We start from the raw sequence: 23,593 nt of genomic DNA on the forward strand, positions 1-23,593 counted from the left end.
TACCGCATACACACTCGCGGCGCACCCAGTAGTACCCCTCTGCTTTCCAAGCATTGAATACCCACACATAAGAAAGAGGAAAACCATGAGCCGTCTCACTCGTCTGTGGCCATTGGCCGCAATCGCCGCCGCATCGCTGACCGCCTGCGGTGGCAGCGATTCCGGCACCGCCAGCACCCCCACCGCCACCACCTCCGGCGTTGTCACTGGCAGCTACTTCGAGCACGCGAAAGTCTGTATCGACGCCAACGCCAATGCCCAGTGCGATAGCGGCGAAGCATCGACCTATACCGATGCCAAGGGCGCTTTCACGCTGACGGGTCAGGGCGCTGTGGTGGCCGAGATCGGCACGGATGCCTTCCGCAACGACGACACGGGCGCCCACAACGCCGTGACGCGCAAGCTCGTGTTCCGCGCCCCGGCCAGCGCCAATGCCGTGGTGAGCGCGATCTCGACCGAACTGGCCGCGCTGATGGACAGCAACGGCGGCAAGCTCGACGACGCACGCAATCAACTGGCTACCCGCCTGGGCGTCACCGCCGACAAACTGCTGGAAGACCACAACAAGGAAACCGACAGCAACATCAAGGCCACGCTGCAGGCCGAGATCGAGCAGGCGATCGACCTGATCGCGACGGCCGTGGCTTCGGGCGGCGACATCGGCACCGCGATCCGTGATGGCGTGACCAAGCGCGTCGCGCTGCAGAACATCAAGAACGTCGTGGTGATCTACGCCGAGAACCGCGGCTTCGACAACCTCTACGGCCTGTTCCCGGGCGCCAACGGCATTCCGGGCGTGAACCCGACGGCCGTGGGTACCGTGGAACCGCAGAAGGACTTTGACGGCTCGGCGCTGGCCTCGCTGCCCCCGACCTGGGGCGGCTTCACCGCCAGCGGCCAGACTGTCACGCTCCCGCAGGCCAGCACCGTGGGCTGGGCCAACAAGCCGTTCCGCATTGACGACCCGGCCGGCGTGAACGGCACGGGCGTGGTGGTGGGCCAGAACGTCATCACGCGTGACCTGGTGCACCGCTTCTATAACAACCAGATGCAGATCAACGGCGGCAAGAACGACAAGTTCACGGCGTTCTCCGACGCCGGCGGTCTGGTCATGGGCTACTACGACGGCAGCGCCATGTCGATGTGGAAGCTCGCCCAGCAGTACACGCTGGCCGACAACTTCTTCATGGGCGCGTTCGGCGGCTCGTTCCTGAACCACCAGTACCTGGTCTGCGCCTGCGCGCCGGTCTACCCGAATGCCGAAACCTCGGTGGCCTCGGGTTCGATTTCGGTCGTCGACACGGACGCCAATGGCAACTTCAAGAGCCTGTCGCTCAAGCCGACGAGCCCCGCCAGCATCCAGACCGGCACCGCCCAGTACGTGAACGACAGCACGCTGACCGCCAAGGACGGCACCGGCGTCTACTACGCGGTCAACACGATGCAGCCGCCGTACCAGCCGAGCGGCAACGCACCTGCGTCGACGGACTCGACCAAGCTGCTGGCCGACCCGACCAAGGCCACCACGCTGCCTGCCCAGACCCAGGACACGATCGCCTCGCTGCTGGACCGCCGCGGCATCACCTGGGCCTGGTACTCGGGCGCATGGAGCGCCGTGACCGCCAACAGCGCGCTGATCTACAACAACACCACGCCGAACTTCCAGCCGCACCACCAGCCGTTCAACTACTACTCGGCCTTCAGCCCGGTCGATCACGCAGACTATCGCGCGGCTCACCTGAAGGACTACGACTCGTCGTTCCTGGCTGATGCGGCAGCGGGCAAGCTGCCGGCCGTCTCGTTCTACAAGCCGCAAGGCAACCTGAACCAGCACGCCGGCTATGCCAACGTGACCGACGGCGATGCCCACATCGCCAACGTGATCGCCCAGCTCCAGAAGAGCCCGCAGTGGAACAACATGCTGATCGTGGTGACGTACGACGAGAACGGTGGCTTCTATGACCACGCACCGGTGCCGAAGGCCGACCGCTGGGGCCCGGGTACCCGTATCCCGGCCATCGTGATCTCGCCGTTCGCCAAGCGCGGCTTCGTCGATCACACGCAATACGACACCGCTTCGGTGCTGCGTTTCATCACGCACCGCTTCGCGCTGCCGACGCTGCCTGGCCTGAAGCTGCGCGACGATTCGCTGATCGCCAACGGCAAGCCGGCGATGGGCGACCTGACCAATGCGCTGACCTTCCCGGCGCAGTAAGCAGGGCCCGAAGGCATTGCCTTCGCGCTGAAATGGGGGCGGCACCGCAAGGGGCCGCCCCCTTCTCTATTGGATGGTCGAAAGTCCGGTCGCGCCCCGTTTTCCGCCCGCAGGAACCTGCCCGGCAGGAAGAGGATCTGCATGCAAGGCACTATAGTGTGCAAAACACCCCCGGAAAGGAGCCCTCCATCCCCGGCCGGCAATCCGACATTCCCGCACGCCTCGATCGCCTGCCATGGTCCGCCTGGCACTGGCGCGTCGCGATCGCGTTAGGCATCGCCTGGGTGCTGGACGGCCTCGAAGTCACGCTGGTCGGCTCGGTCGGCGCGGTGCTCGAGCGGCCGGACACACTTGCGCTCAATGCCACGCAGGTCGGCTGGTCCGGTTCGCTTTACGTGCTCGGCGCCGTGGTCGGCGCGCTTGCCTTCGGCCGCATGGCTGACAGGCTCGGCCGCAAAAAGCTGTTCCTGGCCACGCTGTTCGTCTACATGGCGGCGACGCTGGCAACCGCGTTCTCCCCCAACTTCGCGTTCTTCGCGGCCTGCCGCTTCGTGACCGGGCTTGGCATCGGCGGCGAGTACGCAGCCATTAATTCGGCGATCGACGAACTGATTCCTGCCCGCGTGCGCGGCAGGGTCAATCTGGCGATCAACGGCAGCTTCTGGCTGGGTGCGGCACTCGGTGCCGGCCTGAGTCTGCTTCTTCTGGATCCACGGGTGCTGGGCCCCGTATGGGGCTGGCGCGCATGCTTCGCGCTGGGCGCGCTGCTGGCAGTGGCAATCGTGTTGATCCGGCGCCATGTGCCGGAAAGCCCGCGCTGGCTGGCCACGCACGGCCGCCATGCCGAAGCCGAGCAGGTGATCGCAGGTATCGAGGCAGCGATCACCCGACGGCACGGTCCGCTGCCCCCGGTCCATGACGCGGCGCTGGTCTACTACGGGGGCAAACCCGTGCCTCCCCTGCGCGACGTCGTGCGGTTGCTGGTCCGTCGCTACCGGACACGCAGCGCCGTCACCTTCGCCCTGATGGTGGCGCAGGCCTTCTTCTACAACGCGATTTTCTTTACCTACGCCCTGGTGCTGACACGCTTCCTGGGCGTGCCGGAGGAACGCGTCGCGCTCTATATTTTCCCGTTCGCAATCGGCAACGCCTTGGGGCCCTTGTTGCTCGGCCCGCTGTTCGATCGCATCGGCCGCCGCAAGATGATTGCGCTGACCTATGTGCTCTCCGGCATCGGGCTGGCCGCCACCGGATGGGCATTCATGTCCGGCTGGCTCGACGCCAGATCGCAAGCGCTGTGCTGGTCCGCAGTGTTCTTCCTGGCCTCGGCCGCGGCCAGTTCGGCCTACCTGACCGCCAGCGAAGTCTTCCCGCTCGAAATGCGGGCGCTGGCAATCTCCGTGTTCTACGCGGTGGGCACGGGCGTCGGCGGGTTCATCGCACCCGTGCTGTTCGGGGCGTTGATCGAAACGGGTAGCCGAGGCGCCGTGGCGGTCGGCTACGCCATCGGCGCAACCCTGGTCATCGTGGCGGGGGCGATGGCCCTGAAGTACGGGGTGGACGCCGAGCGAAAGCCGCTGGAGGAAGTCGCGCCGCCATTGGGGGCCGATGACGAGTGAGCGTGGCGGCAGAGCATGGCGTGGGTGGGCATTTTGAGAACCGTCCCATATCGCGCAGGCTTCGCAGGCTCCAGACTGGAGAAGCCATGCAATTGGGCATGGGGATTACTGGAGCTACGCCATGAAATCAGCCGTCATCGTGAATGAACAAGCCACGAACAATCTCGCCAGCCAGGAAGTCGATGACGACATCGTTCTCGGATTGCCGAGACTCAAGCCTGGTCAGACTTGTTCGATCATGGATCTGGAGGGTTGCCTGGCTGGCCGCGCCATCAACCCGCCCATCACTGTCGAGGACATGGACGAGGCGATAGCGGAAGGTATCGTCGAGCGATACATGGCGACCTTTTCATGATCGGTCTCGATGCCTGCATCCTCGTTCGGTTCTTTGCCAAGGATGATCCTATCCAAACGCCGAAGGCCGCGATGCTGCTGAAATCGCTATCAGCTGTCGAGCGCGGCTATGTTTCCACGGTTGCGCCCGCAGAACTGACCTGGGTGATGGGCCGCCGGCTCAAGATGAAACGCTCTGAAATCGCCCGCATTGTTGATTACCTCATCAACAGCAAGGATCTCGTCGTGGAATCCGAGCAGATCGTCGTCTCTGCCTTGCGATTGTTCGAAGTCAGCTCTGTCGGCTTCGGCGACTGCCTGATCCTGCAAACGTGCCAGACCTTCGGCTGCAGGAATGTCGCCACATTCGACAGGAAGGCGGCAAGTGGCATCGGTATGAGACTGATTGCCTGACTCGCCCCTCGACTCAACTCAATCCATCCAGCACCATATGCTGCCCATGAACCGCTTCTGCCGCATCAGAGGCCAGGAACGCCACTGCCCGTGCCGCGGCGCCTGTCGATACCCAGCGCGTATGGTCGACCGAGGGCATGGCCTGACGATTGGCCGGGGTATCGAGGATACTCGGGGCGACGCTGTTCACGTTGATGCCTGCACCCCTTACCTCATGCGACAGGCTTTCCACGAGCCGTTGCAGCGCGCTCTTCGATGCCGCATAGGCCGCCATCGTCGCCGCCCCGGCCATGGCACCACGCGCCGACACCGCAACGACCTTGCCGTGCCTCTGGAACAGCATGGCCGGAATGAAGTGACTGGTGACTGCAACGAACGACCACGCATTCAGGTCCATCATCCGCATCCACGATTCCCGGCTCATGGCGTGAGTGGCCTCGCCCATTTCAAAGCCGCCGGCCACATGCACCAGAACGTCCACCGTACCGAAGGCGTCGAGGATTGCCGCCGCAACCGGCGCCATCGCGGTGTCCGATGTGACATCGGCCGCGTGAAGCAGCGTGCCGCCGTGATCGGGCTCAGGATGAGCGAATACGCTTTGCAAGTGCTGCAGGTCCCGGTCGATCAGCGCCAATCTGGCACCCTCGGCGGCAAAGCGGCTGGCCACTGCACGGCCTAGCGCGCCGGCGGCTCCGGTGATGACGACATGACGACGGGCAGCGGTCGAGTCCATGAAACGCTCCAGGGTGAGGGTTCTTAAACGATAGCCCTCTGCCGCCCGTCTCGCAAAAATACTATGTCGCAAGAGAAACTGTACAGCGCGTGCAACCGTCATCTGTGTATGGCACCCGACGTAGCGCTCAGGCATGATGCCGCACCGCCCCAATTGGGGACTGATTCCCTGGACAAGAATTGCCACTCTCGCGCATAAAACAAAGCGACAGCCTGCTGGCTGTGCTGGCTCTGATCGGCTCGATGGCGTCGCTCTGCATCGGCACATCATTTGCCAAAAGCCTGTTTGCGTCGATCGGCGCACAGGGCACCACCGCGCTGCGAGTGAGCTTTGCGGCGGTAATCCTGATCTGCGTCTGGCGCCCCTGGCGTTTTCCGCTCTCCGGCAAGAATGCCCGCGCCATCGCCCTTTATGGCGCCGCGCTGGGCGGGACCAACCTGCTGTTCTACATGTCGTTGCGGACGATCCCGCTCGGGCTGGCGATCGCCATCGAATTCACCGGTCCGCTGGCGGTTGCCGTGCTTTCGTCACGCCGCGCGATCGACTTTCTGTGGATTGGCTGCGCGGTCACCGGACTGATCCTGCTGCTGCCGCTTGGCGAAGCCGCCACGCACCTCGACCCCGTAGGCATTGGCTTCGCCCTCGCCGCAGGGGTGGGCTGGGCGCTGTATATCGTGTTCGGCCAGATGGCGGGCAACGCCCATGGCGGCCAGGCCACGTCCCTGGGGATGACCATGGCGGCATTGGTCGCCTTGCCATTCGGACTGGGCCACGCCGGACTGGAGATGTTCAGCCCGGCTCTTCTGCTTTCCGGTTTGGCGGTCGGCATTCTTTCCAGCGCGATCCCGTATTCGCTGGAAATGGTAGCCCTCAAGCGGCTCCCCCGGCGCACGTTCGGCATCTTGTTGAGTCTGGAGCCAGCCATGGGCGCCCTGGCGGGCCTGGCATTCCTGAACGAACAACTGACGCCGATTCAGTGGGTAGCGATTGCCGCGATCATCGTCGCGTCGATTGGTTGTACAGCTACGTCGAAAAGCAAGCGTTAATGGGCGGCGAACCAGTCGCGCGGCATCCGGTGTTCCCGCGCTGACGCCCGCGCCTCTGCCAGGGTCAGGCTGACCTCATGCAGGAAGCTGTCTTCGGGGTTGCGGCGCGCGGAAAATCCGCAATCCCGCATGATCGCCAGCATCCGGCGGTTCTCGCTGAGAACGTCGCCCCGCATTCCACGCAGTTGCCCCGATCCGGCCAGTTGCTGCAGCCGCTGTATCAGCCGGCGACCCAGACCCTGGCCCTGCCACGCATCGGCGACCACAACGGCCAGTTCGGCAACATCCTCCTCGTTCACCACGTATTCGGCATTGGCGACGATGGTTTCGGCGCCATCCGCCTCGCGGTACGTCACCACGAGCGCCACGTCCCGCGCCTTCCGATGGCTCACGAAGCCTTGAACGATCTCGTCAGTCACCCGCCCACCAGTCAGGAAGCGGAAGTAGCGGCTTTCACGTGACAAGCTGTCGACAAACATCCGCAGCGCGGCCTGATCCGCCCCGCGCGCGGGCCGAAGCGTCAACCGGGCGCCACTGCGGCCGGTCCAGTTTTCTTCACTGATCGGTGTCGCCACCTGGTTGTCGTCTTCGACACGGCTCATGGTCCGCTCCTGACTACGTTTTGTATAGTCAGGACTATAGTCGAAACCCTAACTTTTGCAAATGAAGTTAGGGTGCTATGCTCAAAGCATGATCACGCCACCGCCCGTCGACCTCACGAACTGCTCGATTGCCGCCACGCTCTCGTTGATTGGCGAGAAGTGGACGATTCTTATCTTGCGCGATGTGTTCTCCGGGGTACGCCGCTTCGATGACTTCCTCGAGCGCCTGCAATGCTCGCCGGCCGTACTTTCGGCGCGGCTCAAGACGCTGACCGAGGCGGGATTACTGCGCAAGGTCGGCTACAAGGCGCCCGGGGAACGGGAACGCTTCGCCTACCATCCGACGCGCGCGGCGGTCGATCTGCTTCCCGTCCTGGTCGGACTGATGCAATGGGGCGACGCCCATATGGCCGCCGACGGTAGCGGCCCGGCCGAAGTCCGCTCCAAGCTCTCCGGACTCAAGGTGCGTGCCGCATTGATCGACGAGGCTGGGGAGACTGTCTCCCCCTCGGACATGCAACTGCTGGCCGTCCCCGCCTCCACCGACACGGTCGCCTGAGCAAACGCACCGCTTGCACACATTGCACCGCACCATTGCCGTGCGAACGCCCAATACTGGCGCGGCACCATGTCGCATCAATGTGCGCGCTCTTCCACCCGATGATCGGGCCACGCCCCGATAAGCATCCGAAACGGCATTCGCGCACGCTGGCACGACGCTTGCGTTACTAAGCGCGGGCCGGTCAACGGCGATCCGCCCACCCCACACAGCCGCAGCTCCCCTTTGAGAGCCGCCGGCAGGACAACGGCGTCCCCAGAACTGGCCCATCGGGTCGGAATCTCGGGACGCCTTTTGTTTTTGGAGCAAAAGGATGAACGGAAAAGCCACCCGGATCGATCTGCTGAGTTTCAAGACGCCGCAGATGCGCGCCTTCCACCTGACCTGGATGGCCTTCTTTGTCTGTTTCTTCGCGTGGTTTGCCTGCGCGCCGCTCATGCCGGTGCTCAAGGGCGAATTCGGCCTGACGCCGAATCAGATCGCCAATATCAATATCGCCGCTGTCGCTGTGACCATCCTGGTGCGGCTGGTCATCGGCCCGCTGTGCGACCGCTTTGGCCCGCGCAAGACGTACACCGGCCTGCTGGCGATTGGCGCCCTGCCCGTGCTCGGCGTGGCCTTCGCCCAGAACTACGAGACCTTCCTGTTCTTTCGCCTGCTGATCGGCGCGGTTGGCGCCAGCTTCGTGATCACCCAGTACCACACGTCGGTGATGTTCGCGCCGAACGTGGTGGGCACCGCCAATGCGGCGTCCGCTGGCTGGGGCAACGCAGGTGGCGGCGCCGCCCAAGGCCTGATGCCGCTGCTGCTGGCCGCGATCCTGTTTCTCGGCGTCGATCACACGATGGGCTGGCGCGTGGCGCTGCTGGTCCCTGGCATCCTGATGCTGGTCATGGCCGTCGTCTACTGGCGCTTCACGCAGGACTGCCCCGAAGGCAACTTCTCCGACCTGCGTGCCCGTGGCATCGCCATTAGCGGTGGCAAAGACGGTGGCAAGGGCGGTGGCGGCTGGGCCAGCTTCCGCGCCGCCAGCGCCAACTACCGCGTCTGGATGCTGTTCATCACGTACGGTGCCTGCTTCGGCGTGGAAATCTTCATTCACAACGTGGCCGCCACGTTCTACGTCGATCGCTTCGGCCTGTCACTGTCGGCCGCCGGCATGGCCGCCGCGAGCTTCGGTCTGCTGGCCCTGTTTGCCCGCGCGCTGGGCGGCTACGTATCGGACAAGCTGGCCATGCGTCGCGGCCTCGACGCCCGCTCCCTGATCCTGTTCGTCTTCATCCTCGGCGAGGGTCTGGGGCTGCTCGGTTTCGCTCACGCCTCCACGGCCACCACTGCGGTAGCAGCGATGCTGGTTTTCGGGCTGTTCACGCACATGGCCTGCGGTGCGACGTACGCGCTGGTGCCGTTCATCGATCGCAAGGCACTTGGCGGCGTGGCCGGCATCATCGGCGCCGGCGGCAATGTGGGCGCAGTGGCGGCGGGCTTCCTGATGAAGGGCCTCGGCGACCTGCAGCAGACCCTGACGTGGCTCGGTGTGGCCGCCACGCTGGCCGCCCTGTGCGCGATTGCGGTGCGCTTCAGTGCCGAGCACAAGGCCCAGGAGCAGGCGCTCTACGACAGCGCGCTCGCCAACTGAATTCCACAAGACATTCCCTTCGGACAAGGAAAGCATCATGAAGATCATCATCGTCGGGCATGGCATGGTCGGCCACAAGTTCCTGGAATGCCTCGCGGACGCCGGCGCGCAGGACCTCGATGTGACGGTGCTTTGCGAGGAGCCCCGCCCCGCCTACGATCGCGTCCACCTGTCCGAGTTCTTCGCCGGCAAGTCCGCCGAGGATCTGTCGCTGGTGCCTGAAGGCTTCTTCGCCCAGCACAACAACATGCTGCTGCGCCTGAACGCGAAGGCCACGGCCATCGACACAGCCGCGAAGACGGTCACCACCTCCACAGGCGAGACGCTCGGCTACGACAAGCTCGTGCTCGCCACCGGCTCCTATCCGTTTGTGCCTCCGCTGCCCGGCAAGGATCGCAAGGACACTTTCGTCTACCGCACGATCGAGGACCTCGAGGCGATGCTCGAATGCGGCCAGCGCGCGAAGTCGGGCGTGGTGATCGGCGGCGGCCTGCTTGGCCTGGAGTGCGCCAAGGCGCTGCGCGACATGGGTCTGCAGACCCACGTTGTGGAGTTCGCCCCGCGCCTGATGGCGGTGCAGGTCGATGATGGCGGTGGCCGAATGCTGCGCCAGAAGATCGAGGAACTGGGCGTGACGGCGCACACCGGCAAGAACACGCTGGAGATCGTCGATGGCACCGAAGGCACGCATCGCATGAACTTCGCCGATGGCACGCACCTGGACACTGACATGATCGTGTTCTCGGCCGGCATCCGTCCGCGCGACGAGCTGGCACGCGCCAGCGGCCTGACGATCGGCGCGCGCGGCGGCATCGTGATCGACAACAACTGCCTGACCTCGGACCCGCACGTCTACGCCATCGGCGAGTGCGCGCTGTGGGACGGCAAGATCTATGGCCTGGTGGCCCCGGGCTACGACATGGCCCGCGTAGCCGCCCGGCATCTGCGCGGCGAAGCCTCGGAGTTCGCTGGCGCCGACATGAGCACCAAGCTCAAGCTGATGGGCGTGGACGTGGCCAGCATCGGTGACCCGCACGGCAACGAACCGGGTAGCCGCTCATACCAGTTCACCGACGAACGCAAGCAGATCTACAAGAAGCTGGTGGTATCCGAGTGCGGCAAGTTCCTGCTCGGCGGCGTGCTGGTTGGCGATGCCGCCGAGTACGGCACGCTGCTGCAGATGATGTTGAACCGGATCGAACTGCCGGAATCTCCGGAGTTCCTGATCCTTCCTGCCTCCGACGGAAAGGCCCGGCCCGCGCTCGGCGCCGACGCGCTGCCGGATACCGCCCAGATCTGCTCGTGCAACAACGTCAGCAAGGGCGAGATCTGCGGCGCCGTGTGCGATGGCGCCACCACCATCGGCGCGCTGAAATCGTGCACCAAGGCCGGCACCGCGTGCGGTGGCTGCGTGCCGCTGGTCACGCAGATCATGAAGGCGGAAATGAAGAAGCAAGGCATGGCCGTGAACAACCATGTCTGCGAGCACTTTCCGTACTCGCGTCAGGAGCTCTACCACCTGGTGCGCGTCGGCAGGTTCAAGTCCTTCGACGACCTGCTGGCCGCGCACGGCTCCGGGCTGGGTTGCGACATCTGCAAGCCGACCGTCGGCAGCATCCTGGCGTCGTGCTGGAACGAATTCGTGCTCAAGGAAGAACACGCCAGCCTGCAGGATTCGAACGATTACTTCCTGGCCAACATCCAGAAAGACGGCACCTACTCGGTGGTCCCGCGCATGCCCGGCGGCGAAGTCACGCCCGACGGCCTGATCTCGGTTGGCCAGATCGCGAAGAAGTACGGCCTCTACACCAAGATCACCGGCGGCGCGCGGGTCGACATGTTCGGCGCGCGGCTGGAGGAACTGCCGCTGATCTGGGAAGAACTGATCGCGGCCGGCTTCGAATCGGGCCATGCCTACGGCAAATCGTTGCGCACGGTGAAATCGTGCGTGGGCTCCACGTGGTGCCGCTATGGCGTGGACGACTCCGTCGGCCTGGCCATCGACATCGAGAACCGCTACAAGGGCCTGCGCGCGCCGCACAAGATCAAGTTCGGCGTCTCGGGCTGCACGCGCGAATGCGCCGAGGCGCAAGGCAAGGACGTTGGCATCATCGCCACGGAGCGCGGCTGGAACCTCTACGTGTGCGGCAACGGCGGCATGAAGCCACGCCATGCCGAACTGCTGGCGGGCGATCTGGACCGCGAAACGCTGATCCGTTACGTCGACCGCTTCCTGATGTTCTACGTGCGCACGGCGGACCGCCTGCAACGCACCAGCACGTGGCGCGACAACCTCGAAGGCGGCCTGGATTACCTGAAGTCCGTGATCATCGACGACAAGCTCGGCATCGGCGCCGAACTCGAAGCCGAGATGCAGCACGTGGTGGATACGTACGAAGACGAATGGAAGCGCGCCGTCACCGACCCCGAGACGCGCAAGCGCTTCCGCCACTTCGTCAACAGCGACCTGCGCGACGACAACCTCATGTTTCTGGAGGAGCGCGGCCAGGTTCGCCCCGCCACGCAGGAGGAACGAAACTTGCAACGTTCCCGCCTGAGCCACATCCCCGTGGTTGCCGTGCCCGCAAAAGCTGCGTGAAGCCCCCGATTTCAAGGAGAACGTGATGAGCCAAGCCCACCACCCAGAGACCTGGACCGCGATTTGCACCTTGCGCGATATCGTGCCCAATACTGGTGTCTGTGCCCTGGTCGACAGAAAACAGGTCGCCGTCTTCCGCATCGGCCGCGGCGAGGAGGTCTACGCGCTGGCCAACTTCGACCCGAACGCGCAGGCAAACGTGCTGTCGCGTGGTCTGGTCGGCAACCTTGGCCCGCGCACCGTGGTGGCGTCGCCGATCTACAAGCACCACTTCGATCTGCGCACCGGCGAATGCCTCGAAGTGCCCGAGCACTCGGTGGATGCTTATACCGCACGGGTCTACGACGGCAAGGTCTGGGTGGCCACCGCGGCCATGGCCCGCGAGGTGGAGGCAGAGGTAGAGGTAGAAGCGGAGGCCGAGGAAGAACTGGCCGCCTGACCTTCGATCGACACCCCCTCGCCCACGCCAACAGCCAGAATCAGGAAGACGCTCATGACGCCCCCCGTCTCGTCCCACGCCAAGCCGCGACTGGTCGTCGTCGGCAATGGCATGGCCGGAATGCGCACGGTCGAGGAACTGCTGAAGCTGGCGCCGGACCTGTATGACATCACAGTGTTCGGCGCCGAGCCGCACGGCAACTACAACCGCATTCTGCTGTCCCCGGTGCTCGCCGGCGAAAAGACCGTCGACGACATCATGCTGAATACCCGCGCCTGGTATGGCCAGCATGGCATCGAGTTGCTGGCCGGCGATCCGGTCGTTGCAATCGACCGGCCGCGCCGGCTGGTACGTTCCGCGTCCGGCAAGGAAGTCCGCTATGACCGCCTGCTGCTGGCCACCGGCTCCAAGCCGTTCATCATCCCCGTCCCCGGCCACACGCTCGACGGCGTGATCGCTTTCCGCGATATCCAGGACGTGGAAACAATGCTCCACGCCGCTCGCAATCATCGCCATGCGGTGGTGATCGGCGGCGGCCTGCTTGGCCTCGAAGCGGCCAACGGGCTGATGCGTCAGGGCATGGACGTCACCGTGGTGCACCTGGCCGACAGCCTGATGGAGCGCCAGCTCGACAAACCTGCCGCCGAACTGCTCAAGGCAGCGCTGGAACGCAAGGGTCTGCGCTTCCTGCTCAGCGCGCAGACCGCCGCCGTGCTCGGCAGCGAGCGGGTCACGGGCGTGCTGTTCAAGGACGGCACGCAGATCCCGGCGGACCTTGTGGTGATGACCGCCGGGGTGCGCCCCAACATCGAACTGGCCGCCAGCGCGGGGCTGCGCTGCGAGCGCGCGATCGTCGTTGACGACACGCTGCAGACCTTCGACCCCCGCATCTACGCCGTGGGCGAATGCGTGCAGCACCGCCAGGCCACGTTCGGGCTGGTGGCGCCGATCTGGGATCAGGCACGGGTGTGCGCCGCCCACCTGGCAGGTGCCGGCCACCGCCGCTATGTCCAGCAGGCCACCGCTACCAAGCTCAAGGTCACGGGCGTGGACCTGTATTCGGCCGGTGACTTCATCGGCGGCGAAAGCAGCGAAGACCTCGTGCTGCGCGATCCGCGCCGAGGCGTCTACAAGCGTCTGGTGCTGCAGGGTGGCCGGCTTGTCGGTGCCGTGCTCTATGGCGACGTCCAGGACGGGCCGTGGTACTTCGACCTGATCCAGACCGGCCAGCCGGTAGCCGCATTGCGTCAGCGTCTGCTGTTCGGCAAGGCGCAATGCGAGGCCCTTGCGGCGTAGCTTTTTCCGGGACATCGACGTGAACCTGTCAGATATCGCGGTGGTCGCCACCACCCCCACCAAGACAATCTCCACGACCTGCCCCTACTGCGGCGTAGGTTGCGGCGTGCGCGCCACCGTGCGTGCCGATGGCCTGGTCGACATTGCCGGCGATGCCGATCATGCTTCCAACGCCGGGCGGCTCTGCGTCAAGGGCTCCGCGCTGGGCGAAACGCTCGACCTGAACGGGCGGCTGCTGCATCCGCAAGTGCGCGATGCCGATGGCTCGCTGCGCCGCGTGGACTGGGACGAAGCCCTCGACAAGGTCGCCCGTGGCTTCACGGAGATCATCGCCAGGCACGGCCCCGACGCCGTCGCGCTCTACGTGTCGGGCCAGCTTCTGACCGAGGACTACTACGTCGCCAACAAGCTGATGAAGGGCTTTATCGGCACTGCGAACATCGACACCAACTCGCGCCTGTGCATGTCGTCGGCAGTCGCTGGCCACAAACGCGCGTTTGGCGAGGACCTCGTACCGTGCAGCTACGAGGACCTCGAACTGGCCGATCTCGTAATCCTGGTGGGCTCCAATACCGCGTGGTGCCACCCGATCCTGTTCCAGCGCCTGACCCGCGCCAAGGAAGCGCGGCCCGAGATGAAAATCGTCGCGATCGACCCGCGTCGAACCGCTACCTGCGAACTGGCGGACCTGCACCTGCCGCTGCGCGCCGGTACCGATGTGCGGCTGTTCAATGGGTTGCTGAGCTACCTCGCGCGTCACGGTCATGGCGATGACGTCTTCGTGGCGGACCATACCGCTGGCCTTGACGATGCGCTGGCCGTGGCCGACGCCGACGGTGCCGATATCGCCGCCGTGGCACGCGCGTGCAAACTCGCGCCGCAGGATGTGCAGGCCTTCTACGAACTGTTTGCCGCAACGACGAAGGTCGTCACCGCGTTCTCGATGGGCGTGAACCAATCGTCGGCCGGCACGGACAAGGTCAACAGCATCATCAATTGCCACCTGCTGACCGGCCGGATCGGCCGTCCCGGCATGGGGCCCTTCTCGCTCACGGGCCAGCCCAACGCCATGGGCGGACGCGAAGTCGGCGGACTGGCGAATATGCTCGCGGCTCACATGGAACTGGCCGACCCGCGCCATCGCGACATCGTGCAGGACTTCTGGCACTCGCCAGCCATGGCCGACAAGCCCGGCCTGAAGGCGGTGGACCTGTTCCAGGCCATCGAACAAGGCAAGGTCAAGGCCGTGTGGGTGATCGCCACCAATCCTGTGGTCAGCCTGCCGGACGCCGATCAGGCCCGGCGCGCGCTGGCCCGCTGCGAACTCGTGGTGACGTCGGACATCGTCACACGCACAGACACCAACGACGCCGCGCATATCCTGCTGCCCGCGCTGGGCTGGGGCGAGAAAGACGGCACGGTCACCAACTCCGAGCGCCGCATCTCGCGCCAGCGTGCATTCCTGCCCGCTCCCGGCGAAGCCCGCGCGGACTGGGACATCCTCTGCGACGTGGCACGCCGCATGGGGTTCGCCGGCTTCGACTACGCCGGCCAGCATGAGATCTTCGACGAGCACGCGCGTCTCAGCGCCTGGCGCAATGGCAGCGGTGGCGGCGATGATGCGGCCCACGCACCGCGCATGTTCAACATCGGCGGTCTAGCTGGCATGGACCAGGCCGCATACGACGCCATGCTGCCCGTGCAATGGCCGCTGCCCGCCATGGCTTCGTCAGGCAAGCAACGCCTGTTCGAGAATGCCCGCTTTGCCTTCGCCGATGGCCGGGCACGCTTCGTCGCCACGGCGGCGCGCGCGCCCGTCCATGCCACCGACGATGAGTTCCCGCTGATCCTGAACACCGGCCGCGTGCGCGATCAATGGCACACGATGACTCGGACGGGCAAAGCCGCCCGTCTGTCGGATCACCTGCCCGAGCCATTCGTCGACATGCATCCGCAAGACGCACTGCTCTGCGGTGTGGGCGAAGGCAAGCTCGCACGCGTAACCAGCCGTTGGGGTGTGATGATCGGCCGAGTCCGTTTTGGCGGAGGCATTCCGCGAGGCAGCGTCTTCGTGCCAATCCACTGGAACGACCAGTTCAGCTCCGACGCGCGCGTTGGCGCGGTGGTCAATCCGGCCGTCGATCCAGTGTCCGGCGAGCCCGAGTTCAAGCACACGCCCGTGCGAGTGGAGGAATTCCGCGTGTCGTGGCACGGCTTCGTGCTGAGCCGCAAGGTGCTTCCCGCTGACGCGCTGACCTGGTGGACACGCATCCAGGGCAAGCATTTCCATCGCCACGAGTTCGCGGGCCGCGATGTCATCACGGATCGTGCCGCGTGGGCACGTGAGCGACTGGGAGCGCAGGCGCCCGACGCGGACTGGCTCGAGTTCGAGGATCGCGCCGCGGGCGTCTATCACGCTGGCTATGTCGTTGATGACCGGCTTGAGGCTTGCGTCTATCTCTCGACCCGCCCCGACCTGCCGTCGCGGGCGTGGCTGTCTCAGCTTTTCGGTCAGGCACGCCTGGAAGACAGCGATCGCATCGGCCTGCTACTGGGCCAGCCACTCGAAAAGACAGCCGATGCGGGCCCCACGGTCTGCTCGTGCTTCGGCGTGGGCCGCAACACGATCTGCGACGCGGTGCGCCAGCACGACCTTAAGACACCGGCGGAAATCACGGCTTGCGTGAAGGCCGGCGGCAATTGCGGCTCCTGCGTGCCGGAGTTGCGCAAGCTGCTGGTGGAAATCCGGGTGGTCGAAGCGGCTTAACAGATACGCAGGCGACAAAGGCGCGGCGGGCCGTGTGCCCGCCGCGCCTTTCTTTCGTCCGCTTCTTTTGGTTCATCGCCGATTTGCGGGGTGACTGACAGTCGCAGACCGACCCTGAGCGGCCTTTCAGCTTTCTCGACAGCGGACACTGACGGTGAGCGCTTCCCGCTGGAGGCCCTCACCGCCGTCTTCATCCTCGGACTTAACTGGCTGCAGCCGCTGCATTTGCCCGCGCGGCGTGCAATTTCTTGTAGCTGTCAATCAGGCGGTGGTGCCTGTCGAGCCCCTCCAATTTCATGCTGGTTGGCGTCAAACCAAAGAAACGCACGCTGCCGTCAACGGAACCGAGCACCGCGTCCATCCGCGCATTGCCATACATCCGACGGAAGTTGACCTTGTAGTCTTCCAGGTCCAGGTCGTCATCCAACAGCACCTCCAGCACCACATCCAAGGCTTGGTAAAACAGTCCGCGCTCGACCGTGTTGTCGTTGTATTGCAAGAAGGCGCCCACCAGTTCGTGCGCTGCCTCAAATTGCTGCAACGCGAGATGAATGAGCAGCTTCAACTCCAACACTGTCAGCTGGCCCCAATCGGTATTCTCGTCAAACTCTATGCCGATCAGCGTGGCGATGTCGGCGTATTCATCGAGCTCACTGTTATCCAGGCGCTCAAGCAGGGCCTCCAGGCTTTCGTCGTCCAGGCGATGCAAGTTCAAAATGTCTGCGCGGAACGACAGTGCCTTGTTTGTGTTATCCCAGATCAGATCCTCGACAGGATAAACTTCCGAATAGCCAGGAACCAATATCCGGCAAGCAACGGAGCCTAGCTGGTCATACACCGCCATATACACTTCCTTGCCCATGTCTTCCAGAATGCCGAGCAAGGTTGCTGCTTCCTCGGTATTGGAATTCTTGCCCTGGCCAGAGAAATCCCACTCGACGAAATCGAAATCCGATTTGGCGCTGAAAAAGCGCCACGACACCACGCCGCTGGAGTCAATGAAGTGCTCGACAAAATTGTTTGGCTCAGTCACGGCATTACTGACAAAGCTGGGCCGTGGCAGATCGTTCAGGCCTTCAAAACTACGACCCTGCAGCAATTCCGTCAAACTCCGTTCCAGCGCCACCTCGAAGCTTGGGTGCGCACCGAACGAAGCAAAGACACCGCCAGTGCGTGGGTTCATCAAGGTGACGCACATCACCGGATAGATCCCACCCAACGATGCATCCTTCACCAATATCGGAAAACCTTGCTCTTCCAGCACCTGAATGCCAGCCATAATGCCAGGATATTTCGCCAGCACTTCCTGAGGCACATCAGGCAGTGCCATTTCGCCCTCCAGAATCTCGCGCTTTACCGCCCGCTCGAAAATCTCCGACAAGCATTGCACCTGTGCTTCGGCCAGTGTATTGCCTGCACTCATGCCATTGCTGGCGTAAAGATTTTCGACCAGATTGGAGGGGAAATACACCACTTCGCCGTCTGACTGGCGTACGAAGGGCAGCGAACAGATACCACGCTGCATATTCCCCGAGTTGGTCTCGTACAGATGCGAGCCGCGCAACTCGCCATCGGGATTGTATATAGGCAGGCAGTATTCATCGAGAATTTCAACGGGTAGCGCGTCTTTGCGTCCCGGCTTGAACCAGCGCTCGTTCGGGTAGTGTACAAACGCCGCATTGGCGAGATCTTCGCCCCAGAATGTACCGGCATAAAAATGGTTGCAATTCAGGCGTTCGATAAATTCACCCAACGCCGACGCCAATGCGCTTTCCTTGGTTGCTCCCTTGCCGTTGGTGAAACACATTGACGAGTGCGCGTCACGGATATGTAGCGACCAGACATTGGGAACGATATTCCGCCATGACGCGATTTCAATCTTCATCCCCAGGCCCGCCAAAATGCCTGACATATTGGCGATAGTTTGCTCCAATGGGAGATCCTTGCCTGAAATATAGGTGCTGGCGCCAGACGCCGGCTTCAACGTCAGCAACGATTGAGCATCGGCGTCCAGGTTCTCCACCTCTTCGATCACAAACTCGGGTCCGGTTTGCACCACCTTTTTTACCGTGCAGCGATCGATGGATCGCAAGATACCCTGGCGGTCCTTGGCAGAAATATCTGCTGGCAATTCGACCTGGATCTTGAAAATCTGCTGATATCTGTTTTCCGGATCAACAATATTATTCTGCGACAGGCGGATATTATCGGTGGGAATATTGCGGGCTACACAGTACAATTTGACAAAGTAGGCCGCACACAAGGCCGACGAGGCGAGAAAATAATCGAACGGACCAGGTGCGGAACCATCGCCTTTATAACGGATAGGCTGGTCGGCTACTACCGTGAAATCATCGAACTTGGCTTCAAGACGCAGCTTATCGAGAAAGTCGACCTTAATTTCCATGGGGAATTCCAAAAACGGTGCTAAAAATGTGATGCGGTCGCTATTTTCGATGCCGCGCTGGTGCGTATTGTAATATGGCTAAGCTTTCTGCAAGCGTTATCGCCCGGCATGTTCGAACCGCGATTGCTAGGATTTTCGCCACAAAGGCGAATGTCCCTTCATGGCCGGTCTCGGCCCGTCGAGCTCCCATGGGTCTGCGGCGCGCCCATGCGTCGTCGATCCCTGTTCCCGGGCAAACACCCGGCTCTGCCCTGGATGCCATGCTGCAGGGCCACACAGTCCACAACGAAAGCGCCTATGGCGGGACTGCTGGAACTCTTTGCCATCGCCCCACATCCGTGCGCGCGAATGGCCTCTAACGACCGGAAGGGACATCCGACGGCCTGTTTAGTAGCGTCGCCTTCTGGCCGGTCTAAGCCGTCGGATCTTCAGCCTTTCCCGGAAATCGGCGATGAACCTTCTTTTTCGCCCAGTTCTTGACATTTATTCCATCTCTATACAAACTGTCCAGAATCATGGCTTCACACACCGAGACCGCCTGACATGGTCAAACGCACCGCCGAGCAGCGTGTCCTGCTCGACCAGATCAAGCAGATTGCCGATGGCCTCGGCCAGACGCTCGCACCGTTCTGCGAGGTCGTGGTTCATGACCTGCTGGAGCCCGAGCAGTCGATCCTGGCCATCCACAACAACCTGTCCGGCCGCGCGGTTGGCGATCCGACCACCGAGCTTGGTCAGGCGCGCATCACCGATCCCGACTACCCGCAGGTTCTGGCCAACTACGCGAACCAGTTCGCGGACGGTCGTCAGGCAAAAAGCACGTCGATCGGCATCAAGGACGCAAGCGGCAACTACATCGCCGCGCTGTGCATGAATGTCGACCTGACGCTGTTCCGCAGCCTGCAGATGGCCATGGGCCAGTTCGTCCAGACCGCCACGGACGGTCCGAAGGAAACGCTCGATCCTGCGGGCACCGACGCGCTGCGCGACCGCATCGACGCCTTCGCCGCGCGGCTGGCCACCACGCCGCGCGCCTTGAAAACCGAGGAGCGGCGCGCGCTGCTGGGTGAGCTGAAGGCATCGGGGCTACTCGATGTCCGACGCGCCATGGAAACCGTCGCGGCCCATCTGGGCGTATCGCGCGCAGCCGTCTACAGCTATGTCCGTTAATCAACGATCCGCAGAACTGCTTCTGCTCGACAAGCACGCCGTGGAAGCGGCGCTGCTACCCAACGACGTGCTGGCCGCCGTGCGCGAGGCATTCGTGCTGCACAGCCAGCGTGAGGGACGCGTCTTCCCAGTGGTGCGGGAAAAGCTGGCGACGGGCGGGGTGTTCGGCATCAAGGCCGGCGACGTGGGCAGCCAGAACCTGCTTGGCTTCAAGGCCGCCGGATTCTGGCCCGGCAACCGCCAGTTGGGCGGAGACACCCACCAGGCCACGATCGTCCTGATCGACCCCGCCACGGGGCGCCCCCTCTGCATCGTTGACGGCAACGCCATCACCACGGCACGCACCGGCGCCGCCGGCGGCATCGGCCTGCAACAACTGGCCCGGCCCGACAGCACGCGCCTCTGCGTCTTTGGCACCGGCGTCCAGGCTCGCGTTCAGCTCGAATTTGCCTTGCGCTTGATGCCCAGCTTGCAAACGGTGCGCTATGTTTCGAACAGTGGCCAGCGCCATGCGGCGTTTGAGGCAGCCTTCCAGGACCGGTGTGAAATCCAACTGGCGACGGACCGCGATGACGCCGTGGCCAACAGCGACGTGGTAATCACCGCCACCCCGGGCGGCGGCCCCTTGTTCGACGCCCAGGCCGTGCGGCCGGGCACGCACCTGACCTGTGTCGGCGCCGATACCACCGGCAAGCGCGAACTGCCTGCAGGCGTGCTGGAACGCGCGCGCATCGTCGTGGATGACAGCGAACAGGCACGCCGCATCGGCGAATGCCAATGGGCCCCCGATCTCCCATGCATCGAGATTGGCGACCTGCTGACCGGCAAGGCCACGATCACGCGCCAGCCCGCCGATATCACCGTATTCGACATGACCGGACTGGCCCTGCAGGACCTGACGGTCGCCCGCTTCCTGGACCAACGCGCGCGGGCCGACGGCACCGGCACACGCCTGGCCTGGCCCTGGTAACAACTCTCCTCTCCCTGCCCATCATGACGACCCTGCAACTGCCCACCTACGCCGACGTCGAAGCCGCCGCCAAACGGATCGAAGGCTTTGCCAACCGCACGCCGGTCAACACGTCGCGCACGCTCAACGAAATGCTCGGCGCGGAAGTCTTCTTCAAGTGCGAGAACTTCCAGCGCATGGGCGCCTTCAAGTTCCGTGGCGCGTTCAACGCGCTGGCGAAGTTCACCGCCGAGCAACGCCGTGGCGGCGTGGTCGCGTTCTCGTCCGGCAATCACGCGCAGGGCATCGCGCTGTCCGCGAAGCTGCTGAACATGCCTGCCACGATCGTGATGCCCCACGACGCTCCGGCCTTGAAGGTAGCGGCGACGCGGGGGTATGGCGCGACCGTGGTGAGCTATGACCGCTACAAGGAAGACCGTGAAGCCATCGGCCGCGACCTGGCCGAAAAGCACGGCATGACGCTGATTCCGCCGTATGACCATCCGGATGTGCTGACGGGCCAGGGCACCGCCGCCAAGGAACTGTTCGAGGAAGTGGGCGCGCTCGACGCCATCTTCACCCCGCTGGGCGGCGGCGGACTGCTCTCCGGTACCGCATTGACCACGCGCGCGCTGGCGCCACAGTGCCAGATCTACGGCGTGGAGCCCGAGGCGGGCAACGACGGCCAGCAATCGTTCCGCAGCGGTTCGATCGTCCATATCGACACTCCGCAGACCATCGCCGACGGCGCCCAGACACAGCACCTGGGTCAGTACACGTTCAGCATCATCAAGCGTGACGTGACTGACATCCTGACCGCAACGGACGCGCAACTGGTCGAGGCGATGCGCTTCTACGCCGAACGGATGAAGATGATTGTCGAGCCGACCGGCTGCCTGGGCCTGGCAGCGGTCATGCAGATGAAGGACGCGCTCAAGGGCAAGCGCGTGGGCGTGGTGATCAGCGGCGGCAACGTCGACCTGGAGCGTTTCTGCTCGCTGCTGTCGGCCTGATCCTTCCGCGCATCAAACCGAACCTCAGGCACTCGGGCCGGGAATCGCATTCCCGGCCTGCTTCAAACCTCCCCGCCCTGCTTCACGTCTTCCCTGGCCTTGTGCCGCTCCGCCTTCTCGGGCGAAAGCTGCATGAAGATCCACGCCGATGCCGACGTAATGAGCCCGACGCAGACGAACGTCGCGTGAAATGCCGGCAGGACGTCCAGGTGATGCTCGCCGATGCCCTCCTGGAACGTCGCCAGCAATGCGCCGGCGGATGTCACCGCCAGACTCATCGACAACATCTGCACCATCGACAACATGCTGTTGCCGCTGCTCGCCCGGGTACCACTCAGATCCTTGAGCGTCACGGTATTCATCGCGGTGAACTGGATCGAATTGACCGCGCCAAAAATCGCCAGTAGCACCACGATGAGCGCCAATGGGCGCGTCGGCGTGATCAGCGCGAACGACGCCATGACCAGTCCGACCACAAATGTGTTCGTCACCAGCACGCGGCGATAGCCGTGCCGTTCGATCAGCCACGTGGCCAGGCGCTTCGACGCCATGCCGGCGGCCGTGACAGGCAGCATCATCAGGCCGGCATCGAACGGGGAATAGCCGAGGCTGATCTGCAGGGTTAGTGGAATCAGGAACGGCATGGCGCCATTGCCGATACGCGCGAACAGGTTGCCAAGCAGGCCCACGCTGAACGAATGAATCCGGAACAGCCTCAGCGGGAACAGCGGCTGCTTGCGCTTGTTGGCGTGGAGCACATATGCGCTGAGCGCGGCCATGCTGGCGATCAGCAGCATCAGCACCGTGGCGTGCTGAAAGCCCATCTCCGCGAGTCCGTCGAGCGAGAACGACAGTGTCACCATGGCAATTGCCAGGAACGCATAGCCAACCGCATCGAACGTGCCGATGCCGGGCAGGCGCGAGTTCGGCATATAGCGGATGGTGGCCAGCACGCCCAGCAGGCCGACCGGCACATTGATCAGGAAGATCCAGTGCCAGGAGAACGTCTGGGTAATCCATCCACCCAGCGTCGGGCCGATAAGCGGACCGATCATGCCTGGGATGGCCACGAAACTCAGCGCCTGCAGATACTGCTCACGCGGAAACGTACGCAGCACGGAGAGTCGCCCCACGGGCAGCAGCATTGCCCCGCCCGCCCCTTGCACCACGCGGGCGGCGGTCAGGAACGGCAGCGAAGGCGCCGCGGCGCAAAGCAGGGATCCGGCCACGAACAACACGATCGCGATCTGGAAGATGGTCCTTGTGCCGAATTTGTCCGCCAGCCAGCCCGAAGCAGGAATGATGACCGCCATGGTCAGCGAGTAGGCGATGATCACCGATTGCATCCGCAACGGGCTCTCGCCAAGGCTGTGCGCCATCGAGGGCAAGGCGGTGTTGACGATCGTCGAGTCGAGCGTCTGCATGAAGAAGCCCACCGCCACCACCCACAGCATGAAGCGCAGGCGGCGGTCGATGGGCATCGTGGACGGGTGGTCGGCAGGCGTAGCTGTGGACATGGGCTGGAGGCGGTGCGTGCGCCCTACTGCGCACGGGACGAACCGCAACCATAGGCTCGCACGGCCGCGCTGGCAAGTCCACAAGCCGTGCGGGCGGCGCGCCGCCATCCCGAGAACCGGGGGCCGAGAGCCTCTTTGATGGCCTGCCGCGCCCCGTCCGGGGCGACGCTCAGTTGCTGGCGTCGACCAGCGTGCGTGCCTCGACCACCTTGTCGCGATACGCCTCGAAGATCCGGCGCAGCGCCTGCTCCATCGACACCTCCGGCTTCCAGCCCA

At 63.8% G+C, this 23,593-nt stretch carries 18 protein-coding genes; 14 read left to right on the top strand and 4 right to left on the bottom strand.

The window, feature by feature from the left end; translation table 11 throughout:
• Positions 1–85: 85 nt before the first annotated feature.
• The 4 genes from acpA to RN01_RS08170 all read left to right on the top strand — a co-directional run bounded on the left by acpA (position 86) and on the right by RN01_RS08170 (position 4,581).
• Positions 86–2,215 carry an acid phosphatase gene (gene acpA, locus RN01_RS08155; protein WP_017511561.1) on the top strand — a complete coding sequence of 710 codons (2,130 nt, stop codon included), beginning with the start codon at positions 86–88 and terminating at the stop codon, positions 2,213–2,215.
• 158 nt (positions 2,216–2,373) lie between these two features.
• Complete coding sequence (locus tag RN01_RS08160; RefSeq protein WP_017511560.1) at positions 2,374–3,834, top strand: MFS transporter; 1,461 nt, start codon at positions 2,374–2,376, stop codon at positions 3,832–3,834.
• Positions 3,835–3,955: 121 nt separating this feature from the next.
• Positions 3,956–4,189, top strand: coding sequence for a hypothetical protein (locus RN01_RS08165; protein ID WP_017511559.1), 234 nt, complete (start codon positions 3,956–3,958; stop codon positions 4,187–4,189).
• On the top strand, positions 4,186–4,581 hold the full coding sequence (locus RN01_RS08170) for a PIN domain-containing protein (RefSeq protein WP_017511558.1): 396 nt from the start codon (positions 4,186–4,188) through the stop codon (positions 4,579–4,581). The genes RN01_RS08165 and RN01_RS08170 overlap by 4 nt, the downstream gene beginning before the upstream one ends.
• A 13-nt stretch (positions 4,582–4,594) precedes the next feature.
• Here the strand turns inward: RN01_RS08170 and RN01_RS08175 are convergent, their stop codons facing one another.
• Positions 4,595–5,314: an SDR family oxidoreductase gene (locus tag RN01_RS08175; RefSeq protein WP_011519238.1), complete on the bottom strand. Its 720-nt coding sequence runs from the start codon at positions 5,312–5,314 to the stop codon at positions 4,595–4,597.
• 179 nt (positions 5,315–5,493) lie between these two features.
• Here RN01_RS08175 and RN01_RS08180 point away from each other — a divergent pair, with 179 nt between their 5' ends.
• Positions 5,494–6,360, top strand: coding sequence for a DMT family transporter (locus RN01_RS08180; protein WP_011519239.1), 867 nt, complete (start codon positions 5,494–5,496; stop codon positions 6,358–6,360).
• Here RN01_RS08180 and RN01_RS08185 read toward each other — a convergent pair.
• Positions 6,357–6,962, bottom strand: coding sequence for a GNAT family N-acetyltransferase (locus RN01_RS08185; protein ID WP_017511557.1), 606 nt, complete (start codon positions 6,960–6,962; stop codon positions 6,357–6,359). The genes RN01_RS08180 and RN01_RS08185 overlap by 4 nt on opposite strands.
• Before the next feature lie 88 nt (positions 6,963–7,050).
• On the opposite strand from RN01_RS08185, the gene RN01_RS08190 reads away from it, so the two are divergent.
• From RN01_RS08190 to RN01_RS08215, 6 genes are all read left to right on the top strand, one after another.
• Positions 7,051–7,521 carry a helix-turn-helix domain-containing protein gene (locus RN01_RS08190; protein ID WP_017511556.1) on the top strand — a complete coding sequence of 157 codons (471 nt, stop codon included), beginning with the start codon at positions 7,051–7,053 and terminating at the stop codon, positions 7,519–7,521.
• Between the two features lie 313 nt (positions 7,522–7,834).
• Complete coding sequence (locus RN01_RS08195) at positions 7,835–9,160, top strand: MFS transporter (protein ID WP_017511555.1); 1,326 nt, start codon at positions 7,835–7,837, stop codon at positions 9,158–9,160.
• A 37-nt stretch (positions 9,161–9,197) separates the two neighbouring features.
• On the top strand, positions 9,198–11,759 hold the full coding sequence (nirB, locus tag RN01_RS08200; RefSeq protein WP_017511554.1) for a nitrite reductase large subunit NirB: 2,562 nt from the start codon (positions 9,198–9,200) through the stop codon (positions 11,757–11,759).
• Between the two features lie 25 nt (positions 11,760–11,784).
• The gene (gene nirD, locus RN01_RS08205; protein WP_017511553.1) at positions 11,785–12,198 is read left to right on the top strand and encodes a nitrite reductase small subunit NirD; all 414 of its coding nucleotides are present in this window, start codon (positions 11,785–11,787) and stop codon (positions 12,196–12,198) included.
• 54 nt (positions 12,199–12,252) lie between these two features.
• Positions 12,253–13,494 carry an NAD(P)/FAD-dependent oxidoreductase gene (locus RN01_RS08210; protein ID WP_017511552.1) on the top strand — a complete coding sequence of 414 codons (1,242 nt, stop codon included), beginning with the start codon at positions 12,253–12,255 and terminating at the stop codon, positions 13,492–13,494.
• 19 nt (positions 13,495–13,513) lie between these two features.
• The gene (locus RN01_RS08215) at positions 13,514–16,261 is read left to right on the top strand and encodes a nitrate reductase (RefSeq protein WP_024569204.1); all 2,748 of its coding nucleotides are present in this window, start codon (positions 13,514–13,516) and stop codon (positions 16,259–16,261) included.
• 202 nt (positions 16,262–16,463) lie between these two features.
• Here the strand turns inward: RN01_RS08215 and RN01_RS08220 are convergent, their stop codons facing one another.
• Positions 16,464–18,668 carry an OsmC domain/YcaO domain-containing protein gene (locus tag RN01_RS08220; RefSeq protein WP_024569203.1) on the bottom strand — a complete coding sequence of 735 codons (2,205 nt, stop codon included), beginning with the start codon at positions 18,666–18,668 and terminating at the stop codon, positions 16,464–16,466.
• Between the two features lie 543 nt (positions 18,669–19,211).
• Here RN01_RS08220 and RN01_RS08225 point away from each other — a divergent pair.
• From RN01_RS08225 to RN01_RS08235, 3 genes are read left to right on the top strand one after another with little or no spacing between them, the layout of a single operon-like run.
• Entirely contained in the window at positions 19,212–19,838 is a 627-nt protein-coding gene (locus RN01_RS08225) for a transcriptional regulator (RefSeq protein ID WP_011519248.1), read from the top strand.
• A complete protein-coding gene (locus tag RN01_RS08230; protein WP_017514405.1) occupies positions 19,828–20,808 on the top strand; it encodes an ornithine cyclodeaminase family protein in 981 nt (326 codons plus the stop codon). Before RN01_RS08225 ends, RN01_RS08230 begins: the two co-directional genes overlap by 11 nt.
• A gap of 23 nt (positions 20,809–20,831) precedes the next feature.
• Positions 20,832–21,800, top strand: a complete 969-nt coding sequence (locus RN01_RS08235) for a threo-3-hydroxy-L-aspartate ammonia-lyase (protein WP_011519250.1) — start codon at positions 20,832–20,834, stop codon at positions 21,798–21,800.
• 62 nt (positions 21,801–21,862) lie between these two features.
• Here RN01_RS08235 and mdtD read toward each other — a convergent pair whose 3' ends face one another.
• Positions 21,863–23,317 (bottom strand): multidrug transporter subunit MdtD, encoded by a 1,455-nt coding sequence (gene mdtD, locus RN01_RS08240; protein WP_024569202.1) that lies wholly within the window; start codon positions 23,315–23,317, stop codon positions 21,863–21,865.
• Positions 23,318–23,593: the final 276 nt, after the last annotated feature.

The organism is Cupriavidus sp. SHE (assembly GCF_000812445.1).
In the GTDB taxonomy this organism is placed as follows: domain Bacteria; phylum Pseudomonadota; class Gammaproteobacteria; order Burkholderiales; family Burkholderiaceae; genus Cupriavidus; species Cupriavidus metallidurans.